The sequence below is a fragment of the Amycolatopsis sp. NBC_01480 genome (assembly GCF_036227205.1).
GTDB lineage: Bacteria > Actinomycetota > Actinomycetes > Mycobacteriales > Pseudonocardiaceae > Amycolatopsis.
This window is the reverse complement of the sequence record NZ_CP109442.1, coordinates 2,330,917-2,349,948: the sequence shown is the minus strand read 5'-3', so window position 1 is coordinate 2,349,948 and position 19,032 is coordinate 2,330,917. Positions and strand designations below refer to the sequence as shown.

Below are 19,032 nucleotides of genomic sequence, written 5' to 3'. Positions count from 1 at the left end.
CAACTACCTTCCGGAACCTAGTGACGGCCGGGCTGCCACGCGAGCACCCGCCGCTCGACGGCGAGCAGGGCCGCGTTGAACCCGTAACCCAGGATGCCCAGCAGCACGATCCACGCCCACATCTGGTCGAAGTCGTAGGCCCGCTGGGCGAACAGCAGCGCGTAGCCGATGCCGTTGATCGCGCCCACCAGCTCGGAGATCGCCATCAGGATCAGCGCGATCGACAGCGACAGCCGCAGCCCGGCGAAGATCTTCGGCAGCGCCGCGGGCAGCACGACCAGCCCGATCCAGTACCGGCGCGGAGTGCGGAACGCGCGGGCGGTCTCGGCCTTCACCTTGTCCACCGAGCGCGCGCCGTCGACCGTGTTGAGCACGATCGGCCACAGGGAGCCGAAGATGATGGTGGCGACCTGCATGCCCGGTCCGATGTGGAACAGCACGATGAACACCGGCACCAGCGCGGGCGGCGGGATCGCGCGGAAGAACGCGAACAGCGGCCCCACGTAGTCCATCCCGGTGCGCGAGCGGCCGAGCGCGAGCCCGAGCGCCACGCCGATCACCACCGAGATCAGCCAGCCGCCGAGCACCCGCGCGAGGCTGGGCAGGATGTGGTCGAACACCGCGTCGCCGAGGAAGACGTGCGAGGCCGGGCCCGAGAACCACAGCTTGGCCGCCGCGACCGCGATCTTGCTGGGCGGCGGGAAGAACACGCTCTGGCTCAGCCGGGTCGCGATCTCCCAGAGCACCACGAGCACCACGAACAACAGCCACTTGCGGGCGAACCCGCTCAGCCCGCGGCCGACGCGGCCCCGGGTGGTGAGCACCGAAGGCTTTTCGACGACGGTCATGCGGCGGCCCCCTCGTCGGCGGTGCTCCAGCGGAAGAGCCGGCGGCCCAGCCGCTCCAGGCCCTCGTTCACCAGGAAGCCCAGCACGCCGGCGACCACGGTGCCCGCGAGCACCAGGTCCATCCGGTTCTCGCCGGAGGACGCCTCGAGGATGAACTGCCCGATGCCGAGCTTCGCGCCGGCCAGGAACTCGGTGCTGATCACCAGGATCAGCGAGATCGCCGCGGACATCCGGATGCCGGTGAACACGAACGGCGCCGCGTGCGGCAGCGCGACGGACGTGAGGATCCGCGACTTCGGCGTGCCGTACGTCCGCGCGGTCTCGGTCAGCAGCGGGTCCATTTCGGACAGTGCGTAGACGGTGTTGAACAGGATGGGCCACACCGCCGCGTACACCGCGAGCGTGATCTTCGACTCGGGGCCGCCGCCGATCAGGATCAGCACCAGCGGGATCAGCGCCACGGACGGGATCGGCCGGAGGAACTCGACGATCGCCTTCGTCGCGTCGCGCAGCCAGCCGATGCTGCCCAGCAGCAGGCCCGCGGGGACGGCGATGGCGATGGAGATGACCAGCGCGATCATCCAGGCCAGCACCGAAGCGATGACGTCACGGACGAACTCGGTGTCGCCCAGCAGCTCGCCGAGGCGGGCGAACACGACGGTCGGCGGCGGCAGGTCGTTCTGGTCGACCAGGCCGGCCCGCACGACGACCTCCCAGAGCAGGAGGAAGCCGAGCAGGCCGACCAGATTGCGGACGATCCTCACGTCAGGATGCGCTCGCCTGCGGCACGATCATCGAAGCCACGTCGATCTTGCTGGGGATGGTGCCGAACTGCTGCATCAGGTCCGGGACGCGCTGCAGCCGCCGGGCGTCCAAAGTGGACTGGAAGGTGAGCAGCGCGGTCAGCGAGGCGGTGGCCTGGTCGACCTTGGAGAACTGCACCATCAGCGGCTCGATCTTCGAGCGGTCCGCTGATTCCTTGGTGGCGCGGAGCATCGCGCGCTGGAAGGCCGCCACGGTCTTCGGGTTCGCCGAAGTGAACTTGCCCAGCGAGCCGTACCCCGCGGTCGGGAAGTCCTGAGTAGCGCCGGAAGCGGTGTCGACGATCGGCACCGTGCCGTTGGTCTTGGCCGAACTCGTGATGAACGGCTCGGTCAGGAATCCCGCGTCCACGTCGCCGCGCTTGACCGCGCCGCCGATCAGCGGGAAGCCCATCGGGACCCACTTGACGCCGGTGTAGTCCACCCCGTTGTCACGCATGACCGACTTGGTCAGCGTGTCGCAGATCGTGTTCTGCGCGGTGATGGCGATCTTCTTGCCCGCCAGGTCGTGCACGTTCTTCACGATGCCGCCCGGCATCGCGACGATCTCGGTGCTCTTCGGGCCGGCCGAAGAGGCGTCCGACACGAACTTGATGTCCGCGTTGGCCTTGCTCTTCGCGACGAAGAACGGGGTGTAGCTGGAGTAGGCGATGTCGACCTCGCCGGACTGCAGCTTCTGCAGGGAGGCGTCACCGCTGGCGGCGTCGACGGTCTCGACCTCGAGGCCCTCGGCCTTGAAGTAGCCGTTCTGCACCGCGAGGTGGAACGGGGCCACGTCGATCGTCGGCATGATCGACACCTTGATCTTCGGCTTCTCCAGACCGGAGCCGCTGTTCGTGCTGCCCGAGTCGTCCGAGCCGCCGAGCAGGCCGCAGCCGCTCGCGGTCAGTGCGACGCCGCCGGCCATGGCAAGCGAGAGAAAGCCGCGCCGCCCGAGTCTCGGCTGGCTGCTCCCGGCTGAATCAAACAAGGCCGCTCCTTGGAAATGAGGTCACGTGTGGCTGACCAGTGGGTTGGAGTGTGGCTCATTGTCCGGAGTCACGCGGCTACTGTAGAGAAGCGATCTTGCGATCACAACGGGTGGTCAAAAACGTCGCCTGAGTGGCTTCAGCCACTCGTACAGGTGAGCGAAGGCCCCTGCGCGTCCCCCGATCTGGGGCATTGTGGTGGTGCCCGGTTGGCCTTGATCGGCTGTACGGGTGCTCCCATGCGGCTGTCAAGAGGGTTACAAATCGGCCAGCCGTTCGCTACCCTCTGCTCCGGCAGGGTGAGGTATGGACCACCGATGTAGTGAGAGTTTGCCTCGTCAAGAGGCATTATGCGCGGGCCGTTGCTTGTCGGCGACCTTGTGGCTTAGGCCGAACGGACCAGTGATCGACCAGTGCGGGGAACGAACGTCATGCAAGTGCTGAACCGATTCCGCGCCGGGAGGTGCGGTCAACCGCATTTGAAAGTCGATCTTCTCACTCGTAAGGGTGTAATGACGCGGTCATGTCCGGCGCTCCTCGGAGAGCCGGGCCGCCTGCCGGGAGCGTGCGGATAGTGGTCCCGGGCTCGGCAGGCTTCAATTCACAGGGTCCTTCGGGGCCGGACAACGATGGTGGTGCGGCGGTGCCGGACGAAGACACCGCGGGGTCGGGAGGGGCCTCCGCGAGCGAAGGCGGGGCAGTGGCTCCCGCGCGGAAGGGCTCGGTCTTTGCGCTGGGCAACTGGCGGCTGAGGTCGAAGCTCGCCCTGATCCTGATCATCCCGACGCTGACCGCGCTGGTGCTGGGCTCGCTGCGCGTGGTGGACGACATCCAGCAGACGGTGCAGTTCAGCCACACGGCCGACCAGGTCGCCTTCGCGGTCAAGGTCACCACCGTGGTCCACGACCTGCAGGGCGAGCGCGCGCTCGCCGTCGCCCGGCTCTCCTCCGGCGACTCGCTCCGCCAGACCGGCCTGGACGCGCAGATGGCGAAGGTCGACCGTGACGTCGACGACCTGCGCAACGCCGTGGTGACGCTGAACACCGACACCCAGGCCACCAGCGACCGCTATGCGCGCGGCCTCCAGCGCCTCGACGCGCTCCAGCCGCTGCGCGCGGCGATCAGCACCTCTTCTTATTCGGATGTTGCGGTGCTCGACACCTATTCGTCCATCCTCGACTCGCTCATCCAGCTGGGCCGCGAGGTGACCACCGCGGTCACCGACCGGGACCTGCTGCGGCTGGGCAACAGCACGCAGTCGATCAGCGAGGCCAAGGAGTTCATCGTCCGTGGTGACGCGGCGCTGCAGATCGCGGCCTTCCGCGACGGCTTCCCCGGCGACCTGCTCGACGAGGCGCGGGCCTCGGAGGCCAGCGGTGACGCGTCGGTCGCGGCGTTCCTCGCGAACGCCACCGACGACCAGGTCCAGCTGTACAACGACACCGTTTCGGGCCCGGAGGTCGACGACCGGCGCCGGATCCAGACCTCGTCCTTCTCCTTCGCGCAGCAGGGCGCGCCGCTCAACATCAACCCCACCGAGCTCGGCCAGGACAGCACCGTCGCGGCGGACAAGCTGCACGCGGTGGAGAGCAGCCTGCTGTCCCAGCTGCGCTCGCAGGCCGACGGGCTGGCCTCCAACGCCGTGCGCTCGGCCTGGATCGGCGGCGCGGTCGTGCTCGCCGCGCTGATCGCGGCCCTGATCCTGATGCTCGTGATCGCCCGCCTGATGCTGCGCCCGCTCCGGGTGCTGCGGACCACGGCGCTGGACGTCGCGTACACCCGGCTGCCCGAGACGGTGCAGTCCATCCTGGACGACCCGGACCCGGTCAACGCCTCGAAGAAGGCGGTCGCCCCGGTCCCGGTCACCTCCCGCGACGAGATCGGCGAGGTGGCGCGCTCGTTCGACGTGGTCCACGAGCAGGCCGTCAAGATGGCAGCCGAACAGGCCCTGCTGCGTGAGAACGTCAACGGCATCTTCGTGAACCTCTCCCGCCGCTCGCAGCGGCTGGTGGAGCGCCAGCTGGGCGTGATCGACCGGCTGGAGGCCGACGAGCAGGACCCGGACCACTTGGCCAGCCTGTTCGAGCTCGACCACCTCGCCACCCGGCTCCGCCGCAACGGCGAGTCGCTGCTGGTGCTCTCGGGCGCCGGCCTGGCGAAGTCCGTGCCCAAGCCCGTGCCGGCCGCGGACGTGATCGGTGCCGCGGTCTCGGAGATCGAGCAGTACGCGCGCATCGAGGTCGGGATCGTGCCCGAGGTCGCGGTGCAGGGCCTGGCCATCCACGACCTCGTGCACGTGCTCGCGGAGCTGCTGGACAACGCGACCTACTTCTCCGAGCCGGAGACGAAGGTCACCGTCCGCGCCGTGATCACCCGCAAGAAGGCGCTGGCCATCCAGGTCACCGACCACGGCGTGGGCATGGGCGACGACCGGCTCGCCGAGATCAACCAGCGGCTGGCCGACCCGCCGGACCTGGACGTCTCGGTGACCCGGCGGATGGGCCTGTACGTGGTCGCCCGCCTGGCCCAGCGCCACGGCATCGAGGTGCGGCTGCGCGAGAACGAGGACATCGAGGGCGGCGTCATCGCCCGGGTAGTGGTGCCGGCCGAGCTGCTCACCCACATCCGGGTGGCCAGCCCGCCGCCGCGGCACACGCCGCCGCCGGTCAACCGCAACGAGGTCTCGCACCCGAGCTTCCCGCCGGTGAACCGGCCGGTCGAGCGGACGATGGACCGCGGGCCGCTGGACCGCGGACCGGAACCCACCCCGCCGCCCCCGTCGGCCCCGCCACCGCCCGCGGCGGCCCCGTCGAACGGCGGGCTGGTCCCGCTCGACCAGCCGATCAGCCTCGACGACCTGGTCGCGGGCAACCGCGCCGCCGGGCCGTTCCTCAGCCCGGAGATGCCGGTCCCGGAGAGCCCGGCGTGGCCGACCGCGGAAGACCTGGCGCCGCTCACCCAGCAGCCCAACGGCGACGGTGCGAGCCTGGCGGAGACGGAGTTCCCGCCGCTGGTGCTGCCCAAGCGCGAGCCCAAGTACCTCGCGCCGGAGGAGCCCCAGCGCGCGGAGCCCGTCACCGACGACGGTGCTTCGGCCCTCGAGGACGATGTGCCGACCCGGCGGCTGCCGATCTACCAGTCGGTGCTTTCGCGGTGGTTCAGCGAAGGCAGTGACGGTGGCGACGGCGAGCCCGGCTTGGCCGAGGACCTGACGGCCACGCCGGCGAAGGCCGAGGCGCCCGAGAAGGCGGAGCCGCACACCGCGTCCGCCGCCCCGGCCGCGGCGGAGAGCAGCAACGGCACGCACGAGCCCCGTCAGGAGGAACCGATCGAAGCGACGCCGCTCTACCCTGGTTCCGACGACGGCTCGGACGACAGCTGGAGCAGCGCCTCCGACGAGGGCTGGCAGGCCGCGCAGTCGTTGCTCGAGACCAAGAACGAGGAGGTGACGACGGCCGGGCTGCCCAAGCGCGTCCCGAACGCGTACCTGGTCCCGGGCTCGATCGGCAGTCCCTCGGAATCCTCCGAGCCGCACAATTCCTTCACCGACGCGACCTCCGGGCTGCCCGGAACGGGTGCGATGACCCGCTCGGCCTCCGCGGCGCGCAGCAGGATGGCAAGCTTCCAGCGTGGGTACACCTCCGGGAGGCACGCATTGAAGGACCGACCGGCCGACGACAGGCTCGGCGAGGACGGCGTTCCGGTGAGTGGATCCGGGTACTTGAGCGACAGCAGTGAGGAGCGACAGTGACACGGGCGGGTGCAGTGCAGCCGGGAGGCGGCTCGGCGCAGCCGAACGGCAGGGCGGCAGGCGGCGCGGCGGGTAGCTTCGCGTGGCTGATCACGGACTTCGTGCACCGGGTGCCGGGTGCGGCCCACGCGGTCGTGGTCTCGGCGGACGGGCTCCTGCTGGCCGCCTCGCGCGGCCTGCCGAAGGACCGGGCCGACCAGCTGGCGGCGGTCGCGTCCGGGCTGACCAGCCTGGCGCGCGGAGCGGCGAAAGTGTTCGAAGGCGGCCCGGTCGCGCAGACCGTGGTCGAAATGGCCAACGGCTTCCTCTTCCTGATGTCGGTTTCCGACGGTTCGTGCCTCGCGGTGCTGGGCTCGCCGGAGAGCGACATCGGTTTGGTGGTGTACGAGATGACCCTGCTCGTCGAACGGGTCGGCCAGCAGCTGACCCCGGAGATGCGTGCGCAACTGCAGGGCTCGGCGGTCCGCCGCTAGGCGGGCCGGGAACTTCAGGAGCTGACCGTGGACGACGGGCGCTTGAGGGGCGATGGCCGGCTCGGTGACGACTACACCGGCGGGTGGGCAGAGCGAGACGACGGGCGGGAGGACTGGAAGTCCTTCCGCGACCGGGTCGACCGCGAATGGCGCGCCCGCCGCGTCCAGGGGTCGGACGCGGACCCGGTGCGGGAGCCGCCGAACTGGCTGACCGACAGCAATGCCGGCCAGGGACCGGACGTCACGGGCGTGCCCGGCTACCGCGACCGCCTGCTCGGCGGGCCGGGGGCCGAGCTGTTCGGCGGGGCCAGCGGGCCGCTGTACGACTCGGCCGAGTTCGCCGCGTTCAGCGCGGAGCAGGACGGCTCGCCCGGGCCGTCGTCGAACGAGCTGGCCGCGGCGCTGCCGATGCAGGCCTCGGCCGAGCCGCCGGTCACCGAGGTCGAGACGTCCGGTCTGGTCCGGCCCTACTTCCGGACCCGTGGCCGGACCAAGCCGACGTACGACCTCGCGATCGAGGCGCTGATCTCGACCAGCGAGCAGGGGCGCGTGCTCGACCGCGTGCGCGTGCCCGAGCACCGGTCGATCTGCGATCTGTGCCTCGACACCCGCTCCGTGGCCGAGGTGGCGGCGCTGCTGCGGCTGCCGCTCGGCGTAGTGCGAGTTCTGATTGGTGACGTGGCCGGCCTCGGCCTGGTGCTGGTGCACTCGACCAGCGACACGTCCGTGGGCGACCGCCCGAGTATCGAGTTCATGGAAAGGGTGCTCAGTGGGCTTCGGAGAATTTGACTCCGACGCGAACGCGCCGCAGGTGACCGGTCCGACCTCGTCGGCCAAGATCGTGGTCGCCGGCGGGTTCGGTTCGGGCAAGACGACGATGGTCGGGGCGATCTCGGAGATCGACCCGCTGACCACCGAGGCCATGATGACCGAGGCGAGTGTCGGCCACGACGACACGACCGCCACGCCGAACAAGACGACCACCACGGTCGCCATGGACTTCGGCCGGATCTCCCTCGACTCGGACCTCGTCCTGTACGTGTTCGGCACGCCGGGCCAGCACCGGTTCTGGTTCATGTGGGACGACCTCGCGGTCGGCGCGATCGGGGCGGTGGTCCTGGTGGACACGCGGCGGCTGGCCGACGCGTTCCCCTCGATCGACTTCTTCGAGAACCGGAAGCTGCCGTACGTCGTCGCGATCAACTGTTTCGACCGGTTGCTGCATCACCAGATCGAGGATGTCCGGCACGCGCTGACGATCTCGCCGTCGGTGCCGATCATGGCGTGCGACGCGCGGGAGCGGGATTCGGCCAAGCAGGTGCTGATCTCCGTGGTGCAGCACGCCATCGCCCACGACTCGGCGCTGCGGGCCGGCTAGGACCGAAATACCCCCGCCAGTCGGATGCGGCCGTTGGAGTGAACTCGACGGGCTTCACCCGCTTCGGGGAGTGGTGTATCCGGCCGGCGCCGGGTCGACTGGACCCGGCTCGCCACGGCCGGGGCCGACCAAGCCGGACCGGCCGGCCGGCACGTCGATGACCTGCGCGGACACCCCTCCGCTCCAGGTTGCCGATGCCACCACCGAGTGACCCACGAAGGCGTGGTCCGGGTGGGGTCCACGCGGTGCGCACTCGCCTGAGTACGTACGGTGCCCAGCACTTCGATCAGTGGGACTCGACACCGTCGGCCAGGTGAATACGCTGGGAACGGCATCTTCACGGGGCGCCCGCGATCATGGCGAGCGGTGAGTTTCGGGTTCGGCAGCAGCGGCAGCGAGGAGGGACAGTGACCGTGTCCGGCCAGGAAGAGGGCCAGCGCACGTTCGGTTGGCTGATCACGGACTTCGTGCGCCGGGTGCCCGGTGCCGCGCACGGGGTGCTGGTGTCGGCCGACGGTCTGCTGCTCGCGCCTTCCGAGGGCCTGCCGCAGGAACGGGCCGAGCAGCTCTCGGCGGTCGCCTCGGGCCTGATCAGCCTGACCCAGGGCGCCGCCCGCTGTTTCGAGGCGGGCGGGGTGAACCAGACCGTGGTCGAGATGGAGCGCGGGTACCTGTTCCTCATGTCGGTCTCCGACGGCTCGTCGCTGGCGGTGCTGGCCGCGCCGACCTGTGACATCGGCACGGTCGCGTACGAGATGACGCTGCTCGTGGAACGCGTCGGCCAGCAGCTGACGCCGGAACTGCGCGCCCAGCTCCAGGGCGGGGTGCGTGGTTAGTAGATGAAGATCTCCGGATTCGGCGAGAGCGACACAGGGGCCTGGGACGCGCTCCACCGCGGCACCGACCGGGAGGCGTTCGACTCGCCCAGCCACTACGAGCTGAGCACCTTGAAGACGATGCTGCCGCACCGTCGTCCGAGCACCCCGCCGCCGCCACCCCCGTCGCCCGAGCCTCACCAGGCCCCGGAAGCCGACGAGTGGGCCGGAGCCTCGGACTACTACGACGACGAGGGCCGCACCTGGCAGGACGACGGGGAATCCGGCCACTGGGCCGAGGACACCGCCGGTCCGGCAGCGCAGGAAACCGGTTATTACGGCGCGGATTACTACGCCGAGGAGCCGGCTGCTGCCGGTCACCGTCCGGCCGCTTACGACACCGGGTACGAGCAACCGGCGTACGACACCCGTTACGAGCGGTCCCCGTACGACTCGGGCCACCAGCAGACCGCGGCCGAGACGGACTACCACTCGGCCCCGCTCGACTCGGCCTACCGGCCCGCGCCCGAGCCCAGCCGTTACGCGCAACACCGCTTGGCCGAGCCCGAATACCAGGCGCCCGGCCGATCCGAAGCCGCCGCGGCCCGCGACTGGTCCGAAACCGACGCCGCCGACCAAGACTGGCAGCAGCCGGAGCCGACCCGCCGGAGCACCCACGCGGCCGAGGACCGCCAGCCCCGCGGCGGCCGGCATTCCTACGCCGACGACGAGCCCGAGTGGCAGTCCGAACCGGACCCCAGGCAGCCGGAATACCTTGCCGCGCACCAGGATTGGGCCCCTGAGCCCGCCGGGCGCAGCTCTCACGCCGCGTACTCGCCGGCTGCGGAACAGGATTGGTCCCGCGAGTCGGCGTACACACCCGCCGCGGAATCCGCCTATGCACCCGCTGCTGAACCTGCGTACGCACCCGCGGCGGAGCCCGCCTACGAGTCTGCGTATGCACCCGCCGCGGAACCGGCCTACGAACCCGCCGTGGACGCACCGGCCAAACCGGCCCGCTCCCGCGTCCGCCCGTACGCCCGAACCGGCGGCCGCACCCACTCCGACCACAACCTGGCGCTCGAAGCACTCGTCTCCACCAGCGACGACGGCCGCCGCTACCGGGGCGTCCGGTCGATCGAGCACCGCCGGATCTGCGACCTCTGCCTGGACACCCGCTCGGTCGCCGAGATCGCCGCGCACCTGCGCCTGCCGCTCGGCGTGGTGAAGGTCCTGGTCGGCGACATGGCCGACCTGGGGCTCGTGCTGATCCACCAGACGGAACTGATCCTCGGCGACCGTTCGTCGCGCGAGTTCATGGAACGCGTCCTGCAGGGCCTGCGCGCCCTCTGACCCCCCGCCCCGCTCCCGGCCCGGGCCCCCTCCGATGCGCAACCAACGCCACATTGGGGCGCTTCCCGCTGGCCGGAGGCCGGCTCAGTCTTCGACGAGTGCGGCGGAAGTGATGCGGTGCAAGGGATACCGCTCGTGATCCGTGCCCTCCAGCACCCCGCCCCCGACACGAACCGGCCGCACCACGCGCTGGCTGGCCGTCCCGCGCGAGTCGACGAAGCCGATCCACACCTCGCGGCGTTCCAGGGTCGCGCGGGAGAGCAGTTCCAGCGTTGCCGAAGTGTCCGCGCCGCCGCCGGTTGGGGCGCTCACCGAGGAGCCGCGGCGCCGGGCCGAAGCCGCGTCGCCGGCTCGCAGGTTCGAGACGATGCGCGAGGCTTGATCCTCCGACAGCACCGCCTGCTCGCCCGGCCGGGCGCGGGCGGCGCGGGCTCGCGCGGGGAGACGGCGGCCGCTCGGGCGGATGTCGACCACGCGCCCGTCCGGCCCCTCCGCGGCCGGCGCGAAACCCGCTGCCCGCAAGCCTTCCAGCACCTCGCCGAGCGGCGCGGAGCTGATCAGCACGGTCGACGCGATCATCCGCAGGTCGTACTCCGCCGCGACCGGGTTGGCGAGCACCTCGGCGAGCAGGGCCTCGTCGTCGCAGCGCAGGAAGGAGCCCGCCGCGCCGCCGCGGAGCCGGCCGTGGCGGCGGGCGACGTCGTCGATCAGGTAGGTCAGGCCCTGCGGCACGGGGGTCGCGGACTTCGCGCGGAACATCGCGTGCAGCTCGTCGGCCGTGCGGCCGGTGTCGAGCGCGCGGCGCACGGAGGTCTCGGTGACGCGGTAGACCGTCGCGTGCCCGGCCGACTCGACGTCCGCCACCGCCGCCATGTCCGCCGCCAGCTCGGGCTCCAGCGGACCCGGCGCGACCACCGTCAGATCGGCCTGCACCAGCACGTGGTCGACCGGCGCCGGCAGCGCGTCGTGCATCGCCTCGACGGCGCCCGGGCGGTCGTCCTCCAGCAGCAGCCGGGCGGCCGAGGTCAGCCCGCCCAGCCCGACGAGGCCGAGCGCCGTCGCCTCGGCCATCGTCCAGCGCACGGTCTCGTCGCGCAGCCGTCCGCCCCGCCGCGGCGCGCGCCACGCGAGCACGGCCACCAGCTCGTCCACGCTCTTCACCCCGGCGCCGGACGGCAGCTGCGCGAGCGCCATCAGCACCCGTCGCCGGGCCACCGGCGCCAGCGGCCGCCGCGGCTCTTCGGACAGCGGCGCGATCGGCTTGTCCTTCGCGTCCCGGCCGCCGGCGAGCCCGGGCAGCCGCGGCAGCTCGAGCCACGCCTGGGCCAGCGTCATCCAGCGCTGCACGGTCGGCGACGCGAGCCAGGAGTCGGTGAGCGTGGTCGGCACCCACTCCGGCGCCGTCGTCTCGCTGTCGGCGACCAGCCCGGCGCCGACGGCCAGCTCGGCCACCAGCATCGCGCGCGCCTCGTCGACGTCCAGGTCCTTGGCCAGCTTCCGCAGCTCACGCACGCCGAGGCCGCCGGCCTTCAGCACCGGCGCGGGCACCGCCGACCACGAGCGCAGCAGCGCCTCGGTCTGGCGCAGGAACTCCATCGCCTCGCCGGCCGCGGTCTCGTCCACAGTGGCCGTCCGGTGTGGATGGACGGGCAGCTCGGGCTCGGCCAGCGTCGCGGGGTCGAACGCGACGCCGCCGCGCAGCCGCAGTCCCAGCTCACGCGGCAGCTCCACCGTCTGGTCGTCGCGGCGCAGCAGCAGGCCGCGGGCCAGCAGCTTCTGCACGGGGGTGGCGGCCTCGTCGAGCGCGACGTCGAAGCTCGCGTCGCGGGTGCGGCCGATGGGCGGTCCCGCCGCCAGCTTGGCCAGCACCGCCCGCTCGTCTTCGCCGACCTCGGCCAGCCGCGCGGCGACGTCCGTGGCGGCCAGCACCGGCGACGGCGAGCCCAGCCCGGCCGGGAACGGCCCCAGCGCGTCACGCGCCGACGGCGGCACCCGCAGCTCGTCGTCCGCGCCCCACACCAGCACGCGGGCGCGTAGCCGCTTCAGCGCGTCCGAGATGTCGGCGCCGACCAGCGCGCGCACCTCGGCCAGCGGCGCGGGCACGGCGTCGGCCCCCGCCACCAGCAGCGCGTCGAGCACCGCGAGGGTCCGGGTGTCCAGGTCTTCGCAGGCCCGCGCGACGGAACCCGGCGTGCCGGCCCGGGTGGCCAGCACCGTGCTGTCGGACGGCGGCGGGGTCGACAGGTCGCGACGCGTGCGCAGGAGCTCGGCCAGTGCGTCGTCGGATTCCGCACGCAGCCAGTCCGCCAATGAGGTCGCGGGCATAGACGTCCAGGGTACCGGGCGGGCAAGCGGCACCGGGCGGGTGAGCGGGCCCGGGGGGTGTTCGGGCACACTGTGTGCGAATCGGTTGGACCGGCCAGTGGAGGGTGTTGTGGCGAAGGCCGAGAACGGCAAGAAGAAGGGCGTCGACCCCACCTGGCCGGCGGAGGACGGCGAGCACCCCGTGTCGGAGCTGGCGGCCGACCGCCAGGGCGCGCTGTCGCCGTTCGGCGACCTGACGTTCCCGCTCGACACCGTGCCGTACGTGCACCCGGAGACCGAAATCAACCGCTGACGCGCCACGCGCCGGGAACCGGGCTGGGACCTGCCCCTTGTTACCCGTGAGTCACCCGACTGGGGTCGGGTGTCGGCGGTCACGGGGCTAGGGTTCGGAACGTCCCAAGTCACAGGTTTTCCAGCGGGGAGTTAGTGCCATGCCGGTTCCCGGTCCCGGGTATTCCATCACCGTCCGGGTCGAGGCCCCGGCTTCGTCCACGGCCGCCGGTGACCTCACCACCGCGGTCGGCCGCGTGGGCGGGGTGCTCACCGCGTTCGACGTCGTGGAATCGCACCCCGAGTCCATCGTGGTCGACATCAGCGCGAACGCGTTGTCGGAGAACCACGCGCAGGACATCACCCAGACGCTGGACTCGCTGCCCGGGGTGAAGGTCCGCAAGGTCTCCGACCGGACGTTCCTGATCCACCTCGGCGGCAAGATCGAGGTCACCCCCAAGGTCGCGCTCCGCAACCGTGACGACCTCTCCCGCGCGTACACCCCGGGCGTCGCCCGCGTCTGCCAGGCGATCGCGGCGAACCCCGAGGACGCGCGCCGGCTGACCATCAAGCGCAACACCGTCGCCGTGGTCACCGACGGCTCCGCCGTGCTGGGGCTGGGCAACATCGGCCCGGCCGCCGCGCTGCCGGTGATGGAGGGCAAGGCGGCGCTGTTCAAGAAGTTCGCCGGCGTCGACGCCTGGCCGGTGTGCCTGGACACCCAGGACACCGAGGAGATCATCAAGATCGTCAAGGCGATCGCGCCGGTGTACGCGGGCATCAACCTCGAGGACATCGCCGCGCCGCGCTGCTTCGAGATCGAGGCGCGGCTGCGCGAGCAGCTCGACATCCCGGTGTTCCACGACGACCAGCACGGCACGGCGATCGTGGTCGTCGCGGCGCTGCGCAACGCGCTGCGGGTGGTCGGCAAGAACATCGAGGACTGCAAGATCGTGGTCAGCGGCGTCGGCGCGGCCGGCTCGGCGATCATCCGGCTGCTGCTGCGCAAGAACCCGGCCGACATCGTGGCCGCCGACATCGACGGCATCGTCCACCCCGACCGCGGCAGCCTCGACGACAACCTGACCTGGATCGCGGGCCACACCAACCGCGAGAAGCAGGCGGGCACGCTGCACGAGGCGCTGGTCGGCGCGGACGTGTTCATCGGCGTCTCGGCCCCGAACCTGTTCGGCGCCGAGCAGGTCGCCACCATGGCGGACAACGCGGTGGTGTTCGCCCTGGCCAACCCGGACCCGGAGATCGACCCGCTGGAGGCGCAGCAGCACGCCGCCGTGGTCGCCACCGGCCGCAGCGACTTCCCGAACCAGATCAACAACGTGCTCGCGTTCCCCGGCGTGTTCCGCGGCCTGCTCGACGCCGCCGCGCGCAACATCGACGACAACATGCTGCTCGCCGCCGCCGACGCGATCGCGGACGTGGTGGACAACGGCAAGCTGAACGCCTCGTTCATCGTCCCGAGCGTGTTCGACACCGCGGTCGCCCCGGCGGTCGCGGAGGCCGTGCGCGCCACCGCGCGCGCCGAAGCCAACTAAGTTTTTCCGTTCTGCGAAAAGGGACCCGCGGCCCGCGGGTCCCTTTTTCCGTGCCACTCACCGGGTGCGCGGCCGCGGTGGCGCAGTAGCCTCCTGAGGGTGAGTGAACTCAGCCACGTCGATTCCGCCGGCGCCGCGCGGATGGTCGACGTCTCCGCGAAAACGGCGACCGCACGCACCGCGCTCGCCGGGGGGACCGTGCACACCACCGCGGAGGTCCTCGGCCTGCTTTCGGCCAACGGGCTGCCCAAGGGCGACGCGCTGGCGACCGCCCGGATCGCCGGGATCATGGGCGCCAAGCGGGTGCCGGAGCTGATCCCGTTGTGCCACCAGATCGCCCTGTCCGGGGTGAAGGTGGAGTTCGAACTCGGCGAAACCGCCGTGCACATCAGCGCGACCGCCAAGACCACCGACGTCACCGGCGTCGAGATGGAGGCGCTCACCGCCGTCGCGGTCGCCGCGCTGACGCTGCACGACATGATCAAGGCCGTGGACCCCGCCGCGACCCTCGACAACGTCCGGCTCATCCGCAAGGACGGCGGCAAGACCGGCACCTGGGAGCGGCAGTCATGAAGACCGCACGCGTGATCGTGGCGTCCAACCGCGCCGCGAAGGGCGTCTACGAGGACAAAACCGGGCCGGTGCTCGTCGCCTGGCTGGCCGAGCACGGGTACGAAGTGCCCGCGCCGGTGGTCGTCGAGGACGGCGAGCCGGTCGGGAAAGCCTTGCGCACAGCCGTTTCCGACGGGGTCGCGGTGGTTTTGACCACGGGCGGCACGGGGATCTCGCCCACGGACCGGACCCCGGACGTCACCGGGGAGGTCCTCGATTACGAGCTGCCGGGTGTCGCGGACGCGATCCGCGCCGCGGGCCTGCCGAAGGTGCCGACGGCCGTGCTGTCCCGCGGGATCGCGGGAGTCGCGGGGCGGATGCTGGTGGTGAACCTGCCCGGTTCGAGCGGCGGGGTGAAGGACGGCCTCGGCGTGCTCGAGCAGATCCTGGACCACGCCGTCGACCAGCTCGCCGGCGGCGACCACCCGCGTCCGGCCGCGTCCGGGTCGGGCGGCCCGGCGGTCCGGGTCCTGCGGGCGGAGGTGAGCGACCAGCTGCTGTCGGTCGAAGAGCACGCGCGGCTGGTGGAGGACGACGCGGCGGGAGCCGTGGTCACGTTCGCCGGGGTGGTGCGCGACCACGACGGCGGCAAGGGCGTCCGCGATCTCACCTACGAGGGCCACCCGACCGCCAGCGAGGTGCTCGCCGAGGTCGTGGCCGACCTTTCGGCGCGCTGGACGGGGGTGCGCGCCGTGGCGGTGAGCCACCGGGTCGGCGCGCTGACGATCGGGGACGTGGCGCTGGCCTGCGCGGTCGCCGCCGAACACCGAGGTCAGGCCTTCGCGGCCTGCGCCGAACTGGTCGACGAGGTGAAGGCCCGGCTGCCGATCTGGAAGCACCAGCACTTCACCGACGGCAGCGACGAATGGGTCAACTCGCCCTGACCGCTTCGGCCGAGCCCGTTCCACCCGCCTGAGCGCGCCGCTGACGGCCTCTCAGTGGTCCAGACCGCCCGGAACTCGTACGGACGGGTCTCAGCGCGCCCCCGCCGGCCTGAGCCGGGTTCAACGGTCCAGTGACCACGAAGGGCCCCACCGCCGGGGGAAAGTCGCGGTGGGGCCCTGTCGGGTCACAGTCGAAGCTGCGCCAGGTGCCGCAGAGCCCTAACGGGCCTGGATCACTTGGTGGCGAGCTTCTGGCCGACGACGATGAAGTCGGCGTTCGGCACGTACTGCTTGTTCAGGTCCTGCAGCTTCTGGAAGCCGCCCTGGACGTTGAACTGCTTGGCGATCTTGGACAGCGTGTCACCGGCCACGACGGTGTAGTCACCGTTCGGGTTCGAGCTCGCGACACCGGCCGCCGGGGCCGGGGTGGCCTGCTTCGGGGTGCTCTGCTTCGGGGTGACCTTCTTGGTGGCCTTGGGCGTGGACTTGTGCGTCGACGACGCGGTCGAGCCGCTGCCGCCCTTGGCGCCACAGACCGGCCAGGCGTGGATGCCCTGGCCCTGCAGGACCCGCTCGGCCACCGCGATCTGCTGCTCACGGGACGCGCCCTGCGGGCTGCCGGTGCCGCCGTAGGCCTTCCAGGTGCTCTGGGTGAACTGCAGGCCGCCGTAGTAACCGTTACCGGTCGACGTGCCCCAGTTGCCGCCGCTCTCGCACTGTGCGATGGCGTCCCAGTTGGTCGCCGACGCGGGGGTCGCGGCGATTGCGAGGGGCGCGCCGACCGCGATGCCAGCGACAGCGACGCGGGCGATCGTGCGGGTGGCAGCGGACATCTTGCGGTGCTTGCCTCGGTAAGACATTTGAATGCTTCTCGGCTTCCTGCGCCTACGAGCCAGAAGGCTGAGGGCCGGGTTGGGAGCCCGTCCGCCCGTTGCCGGGCGGCAGACGCGGATGACGCTCAGTGCGTCGTCTTCGTCCCCTCGTCCCTGTCCTGGAATGCTTTCGCTCGGGGTATGGGTCCGGGGATCCGGTGGACAGGGCTAGGCGCTACGGATTCCCGGTCTTGCTCGGTCGGTTCGGGGCCAACCGAAAAGCGACGGTACGTAACGACGGCCGTGATCGGAAATCAATCGGCCTGTGACCTACGTCACAGTAACGGCACGCAACCTGTCGCGACGGGGTTGTTTCAGCAGGTCAGAGCGCCGTTATCTGTCCGTTTTCTGGCCGAGATATTTCACGGATCGTGAGGCTTGGGTCACGTCGATAAGGCGTCAAGGGGCCATTCGTACCGTCATTGAGGCGGGCACTCTAAACCACTGTCGGCAAAGTCCGCCACTGCACTTGGAGTGGTTCTGTGTAGTCACTTGAATACGCCGTGAGCGAACCACTTCAGAGGGTGGTTATAAACAAAGAAAGCCACTCAAAGCGTCGGAGTGGCCGCTGAGCGTGGTATGGACGAATCACCCGAAGGGGATGTTCCCGGCGCCCTGCAGGCCGCTGAACAGCGCAGACGGGCCTCGCGCGGCCGTGCGCCGAGCGGCGCGCCCACCGGTCGCGGACACGGATCGGGCCGCCCCGCAATGGGACGGCCCGGAAGGGAACAGTGGCAGGATTCAGCCGCCGGCGAACGGCGGGAGCACGTCCAGTTGCGCGCCGTCACTCAGGGCGCGAGTCTGATCACGGACGGCAACCTCGTTCAACAGGAAGCTCGCCGCGTCGAGGATGCGGGGCAGCTTCTCGGGATGCAGCTCGCGCAACACGCGGGCTGCGTCCGCGACAGTCGCCCCCTCGGGCAGCTTCACCTTCTCCTCTTCTACGCCGGCCGCGGCGCGCGCGGAGGCGAAGTAGCGCACGAGAAGAGTCATCGGTTCCAGTGACTGGGGTGCCATCTCGTCATCCGCCGATCGCGCTCATGGGCCGGATCGGCTGCGCGAACCCGGCTTCGTTGATCTCGTGGCCCGCGAGCTTGCCCCACATGGTCGCCCGCCAGGCGTCCGCCACCTCTTCATCGCGCGCGCCCGCGCGCACGAGGGCGCGCAGGTCCGTTTCGTCGTTCGAGAACAGGCAGGAGCGGACGGCGCCGTCGGCGGTCAGCCGGGTGCGCTCGCAGGAAGAGCAGAACGGCCGGGTCACCGACGCGATCACGCCGACGTCGCCTGGTCCGCCGTCGACCAGCCAGCGCTCGGCGGGCGCGCCCCCGCGGGCCACCGGGAACGGCGACAGCTCGAATTCCTCGCCCAGCATGGTCAGGATCTCCGCCGCGGTGATCATGTCGCCGCGGTTCCAGCCGTGCTGCGCGTCCAGCGGCATCTGCTCGATGAACCGCAGGTGGTAGCCCTCGGCCAAGCAGAACCGCAGCAGCGGCAGCGCGTCGCGCTCGTTCAGCCCGCGCATCAGCACAGAGTTGATCTTCACCGGGTTCAGCCCGGCGTCGCGCGCGGCGGCGAGGCCGGCCAGCACGTGCGGCAGCCGGTCGCGCCGGGTGATCTCTTCGAACCGCGCGCGGTCGACGGTGTCGAGCGAGACGTTGATCCGGTCCAGCCCGGCCGCGGCCAGCCCGGTGGCGCGCTTGGCGAGCCCGATCCCGTTGGTGGTCATGGAAATCCGCGGCCGCGGGGTGAGTGCCTTGACCCGCCCGACGATGTCCTCGAGGCCGGCCCGCAGCAGCGGCTCGCCGCCGGTCAGCCGGATGTCGGTGACGCCGAGCAGCTCGACGGCGATGCGCATCAGCCGCACCAGCTCGTCGTCGGTGAGCACCTGCTCGCCGGGCAGCCAGTCGAGACCCTCGGCCGGCATGCAATAGGTACAGCGGAGGTTGCACCGGTCCGTCAATGACACGCGCAGGTCGGTCGCCACCCGGCCGAAGGTGTCGATCAGCCCGGGGTGATCCGGGCGGGGCGCCGAGGGCGTGCTTGACGGACCTCGTGTACCGGGGACGCGAGGAAACCCGAGATCTACTGCCGTCATTACTGTCAGGGTAA

General features: G+C 71.0%; 17 protein-coding genes. 10 read left to right on the top strand and 7 right to left on the bottom strand.

The features are described from left to right. Window positions 1–17: 17 nt before the first annotated feature. From OG371_RS11120 to OG371_RS11110, 3 genes are read right to left on the bottom strand one after another with little or no spacing between them, the layout of a single operon-like run. Window positions 18–848, bottom strand: a complete 831-nt coding sequence (locus OG371_RS11120) for an ABC transporter permease (protein ID WP_329068220.1) — start codon at window positions 846–848, stop codon at window positions 18–20. Beyond that, complete coding sequence (locus tag OG371_RS11115) at window positions 845–1,612, bottom strand: ABC transporter permease (RefSeq protein WP_329068218.1); 768 nt, start codon at window positions 1,610–1,612, stop codon at window positions 845–847. Before OG371_RS11115 ends, OG371_RS11120 begins: the two co-directional genes overlap by 4 nt. A gap of 1 nt (window position 1,613) precedes the next feature. Further along, complete coding sequence (locus OG371_RS11110) at window positions 1,614–2,576, bottom strand: ABC transporter substrate-binding protein (protein WP_329068216.1); 963 nt, start codon at window positions 2,574–2,576, stop codon at window positions 1,614–1,616. A 761-nt stretch (window positions 2,577–3,337) separates the two neighbouring features. Here OG371_RS11110 and OG371_RS11105 point away from each other — a divergent pair. The 6 genes from OG371_RS11105 to OG371_RS47390 all read left to right on the top strand — a co-directional run bounded on the left by OG371_RS11105 (window position 3,338) and on the right by OG371_RS47390 (window position 10,407). Then, window positions 3,338–6,388, top strand: a complete 3,051-nt coding sequence (locus tag OG371_RS11105) for a sensor histidine kinase (protein ID WP_442876099.1) — start codon at window positions 3,338–3,340, stop codon at window positions 6,386–6,388. Next, the gene (locus tag OG371_RS11100; RefSeq protein ID WP_396286839.1) at window positions 6,385–6,861 is read left to right on the top strand and encodes a roadblock/LC7 domain-containing protein; all 477 of its coding nucleotides are present in this window, start codon (window positions 6,385–6,387) and stop codon (window positions 6,859–6,861) included. The genes OG371_RS11105 and OG371_RS11100 overlap by 4 nt, the downstream gene beginning before the upstream one ends. Before the next feature lie 27 nt (window positions 6,862–6,888). Next, complete coding sequence (locus OG371_RS11095; protein WP_329068212.1) at window positions 6,889–7,650, top strand: DUF742 domain-containing protein; 762 nt, start codon at window positions 6,889–6,891, stop codon at window positions 7,648–7,650. Next, entirely contained in the window at window positions 7,631–8,239 is a 609-nt protein-coding gene (locus OG371_RS11090; RefSeq protein ID WP_091617305.1) for a GTP-binding protein, read from the top strand. Before OG371_RS11095 ends, OG371_RS11090 begins: the two co-directional genes overlap by 20 nt. 407 nt (window positions 8,240–8,646) lie before the next feature. Next, a complete protein-coding gene (locus OG371_RS11085; RefSeq protein ID WP_329068210.1) occupies window positions 8,647–9,075 on the top strand; it encodes a roadblock/LC7 domain-containing protein in 429 nt (142 codons plus the stop codon). Between the two features lie 3 nt (window positions 9,076–9,078). Beyond that, window positions 9,079–10,407: a DUF742 domain-containing protein gene (locus OG371_RS47390; protein WP_442876098.1), complete on the top strand. Its 1,329-nt coding sequence runs from the start codon at window positions 9,079–9,081 to the stop codon at window positions 10,405–10,407. A gap of 84 nt (window positions 10,408–10,491) precedes the next feature. Here OG371_RS47390 and OG371_RS11075 read toward each other — a convergent pair whose 3' ends face one another. Further along, window positions 10,492–12,732 carry a helicase-associated domain-containing protein gene (locus OG371_RS11075; protein ID WP_329068208.1) on the bottom strand — a complete coding sequence of 747 codons (2,241 nt, stop codon included), beginning with the start codon at window positions 12,730–12,732 and terminating at the stop codon, window positions 10,492–10,494. A gap of 109 nt (window positions 12,733–12,841) precedes the next feature. Between OG371_RS11075 and OG371_RS11070 the strand changes: the two genes are divergently transcribed. The 4 genes from OG371_RS11070 (at window position 12,842) to OG371_RS11055 (ending at window position 16,051) form a co-directional block, all read left to right on the top strand. Next, the gene (locus OG371_RS11070) at window positions 12,842–13,024 is read left to right on the top strand and encodes a hypothetical protein (RefSeq protein WP_329068206.1); all 183 of its coding nucleotides are present in this window, start codon (window positions 12,842–12,844) and stop codon (window positions 13,022–13,024) included. Between the two features lie 139 nt (window positions 13,025–13,163). Further along, entirely contained in the window at window positions 13,164–14,555 is a 1,392-nt protein-coding gene (locus OG371_RS11065) for an NAD-dependent malic enzyme (protein WP_329068204.1), read from the top strand. Between the two features lie 99 nt (window positions 14,556–14,654). Next, window positions 14,655–15,128, top strand: a complete 474-nt coding sequence (gene moaC, locus OG371_RS11060; RefSeq protein ID WP_329068202.1) for a cyclic pyranopterin monophosphate synthase MoaC — start codon at window positions 14,655–14,657, stop codon at window positions 15,126–15,128. Continuing rightward, a complete protein-coding gene (locus OG371_RS11055) occupies window positions 15,125–16,051 on the top strand; it encodes a molybdenum cofactor biosynthesis protein MoaE (protein ID WP_329068200.1) in 927 nt (308 codons plus the stop codon). Before moaC ends, OG371_RS11055 begins: the two co-directional genes overlap by 4 nt. A gap of 233 nt (window positions 16,052–16,284) precedes the next feature. On the opposite strand, the gene OG371_RS11050 is transcribed toward OG371_RS11055, so the two are convergent. The 3 genes from OG371_RS11050 to moaA form a co-directional block, all read right to left on the bottom strand. Continuing rightward, on the bottom strand, window positions 16,285–16,911 hold the full coding sequence (locus OG371_RS11050; RefSeq protein ID WP_329068198.1) for a transglycosylase family protein: 627 nt from the start codon (window positions 16,909–16,911) through the stop codon (window positions 16,285–16,287). 753 nt (window positions 16,912–17,664) lie between these two features. Beyond that, window positions 17,665–17,916, bottom strand: coding sequence for a MoaD/ThiS family protein (locus OG371_RS11045; RefSeq protein ID WP_329068196.1), 252 nt, complete (start codon window positions 17,914–17,916; stop codon window positions 17,665–17,667). A 28-nt stretch (window positions 17,917–17,944) separates the two neighbouring features. Next, the gene (gene moaA / locus OG371_RS11040) at window positions 17,945–19,018 is read right to left on the bottom strand and encodes a GTP 3',8-cyclase MoaA (RefSeq protein WP_329068195.1); all 1,074 of its coding nucleotides are present in this window, start codon (window positions 19,016–19,018) and stop codon (window positions 17,945–17,947) included. Window positions 19,019–19,032: the final 14 nt, after the last annotated feature.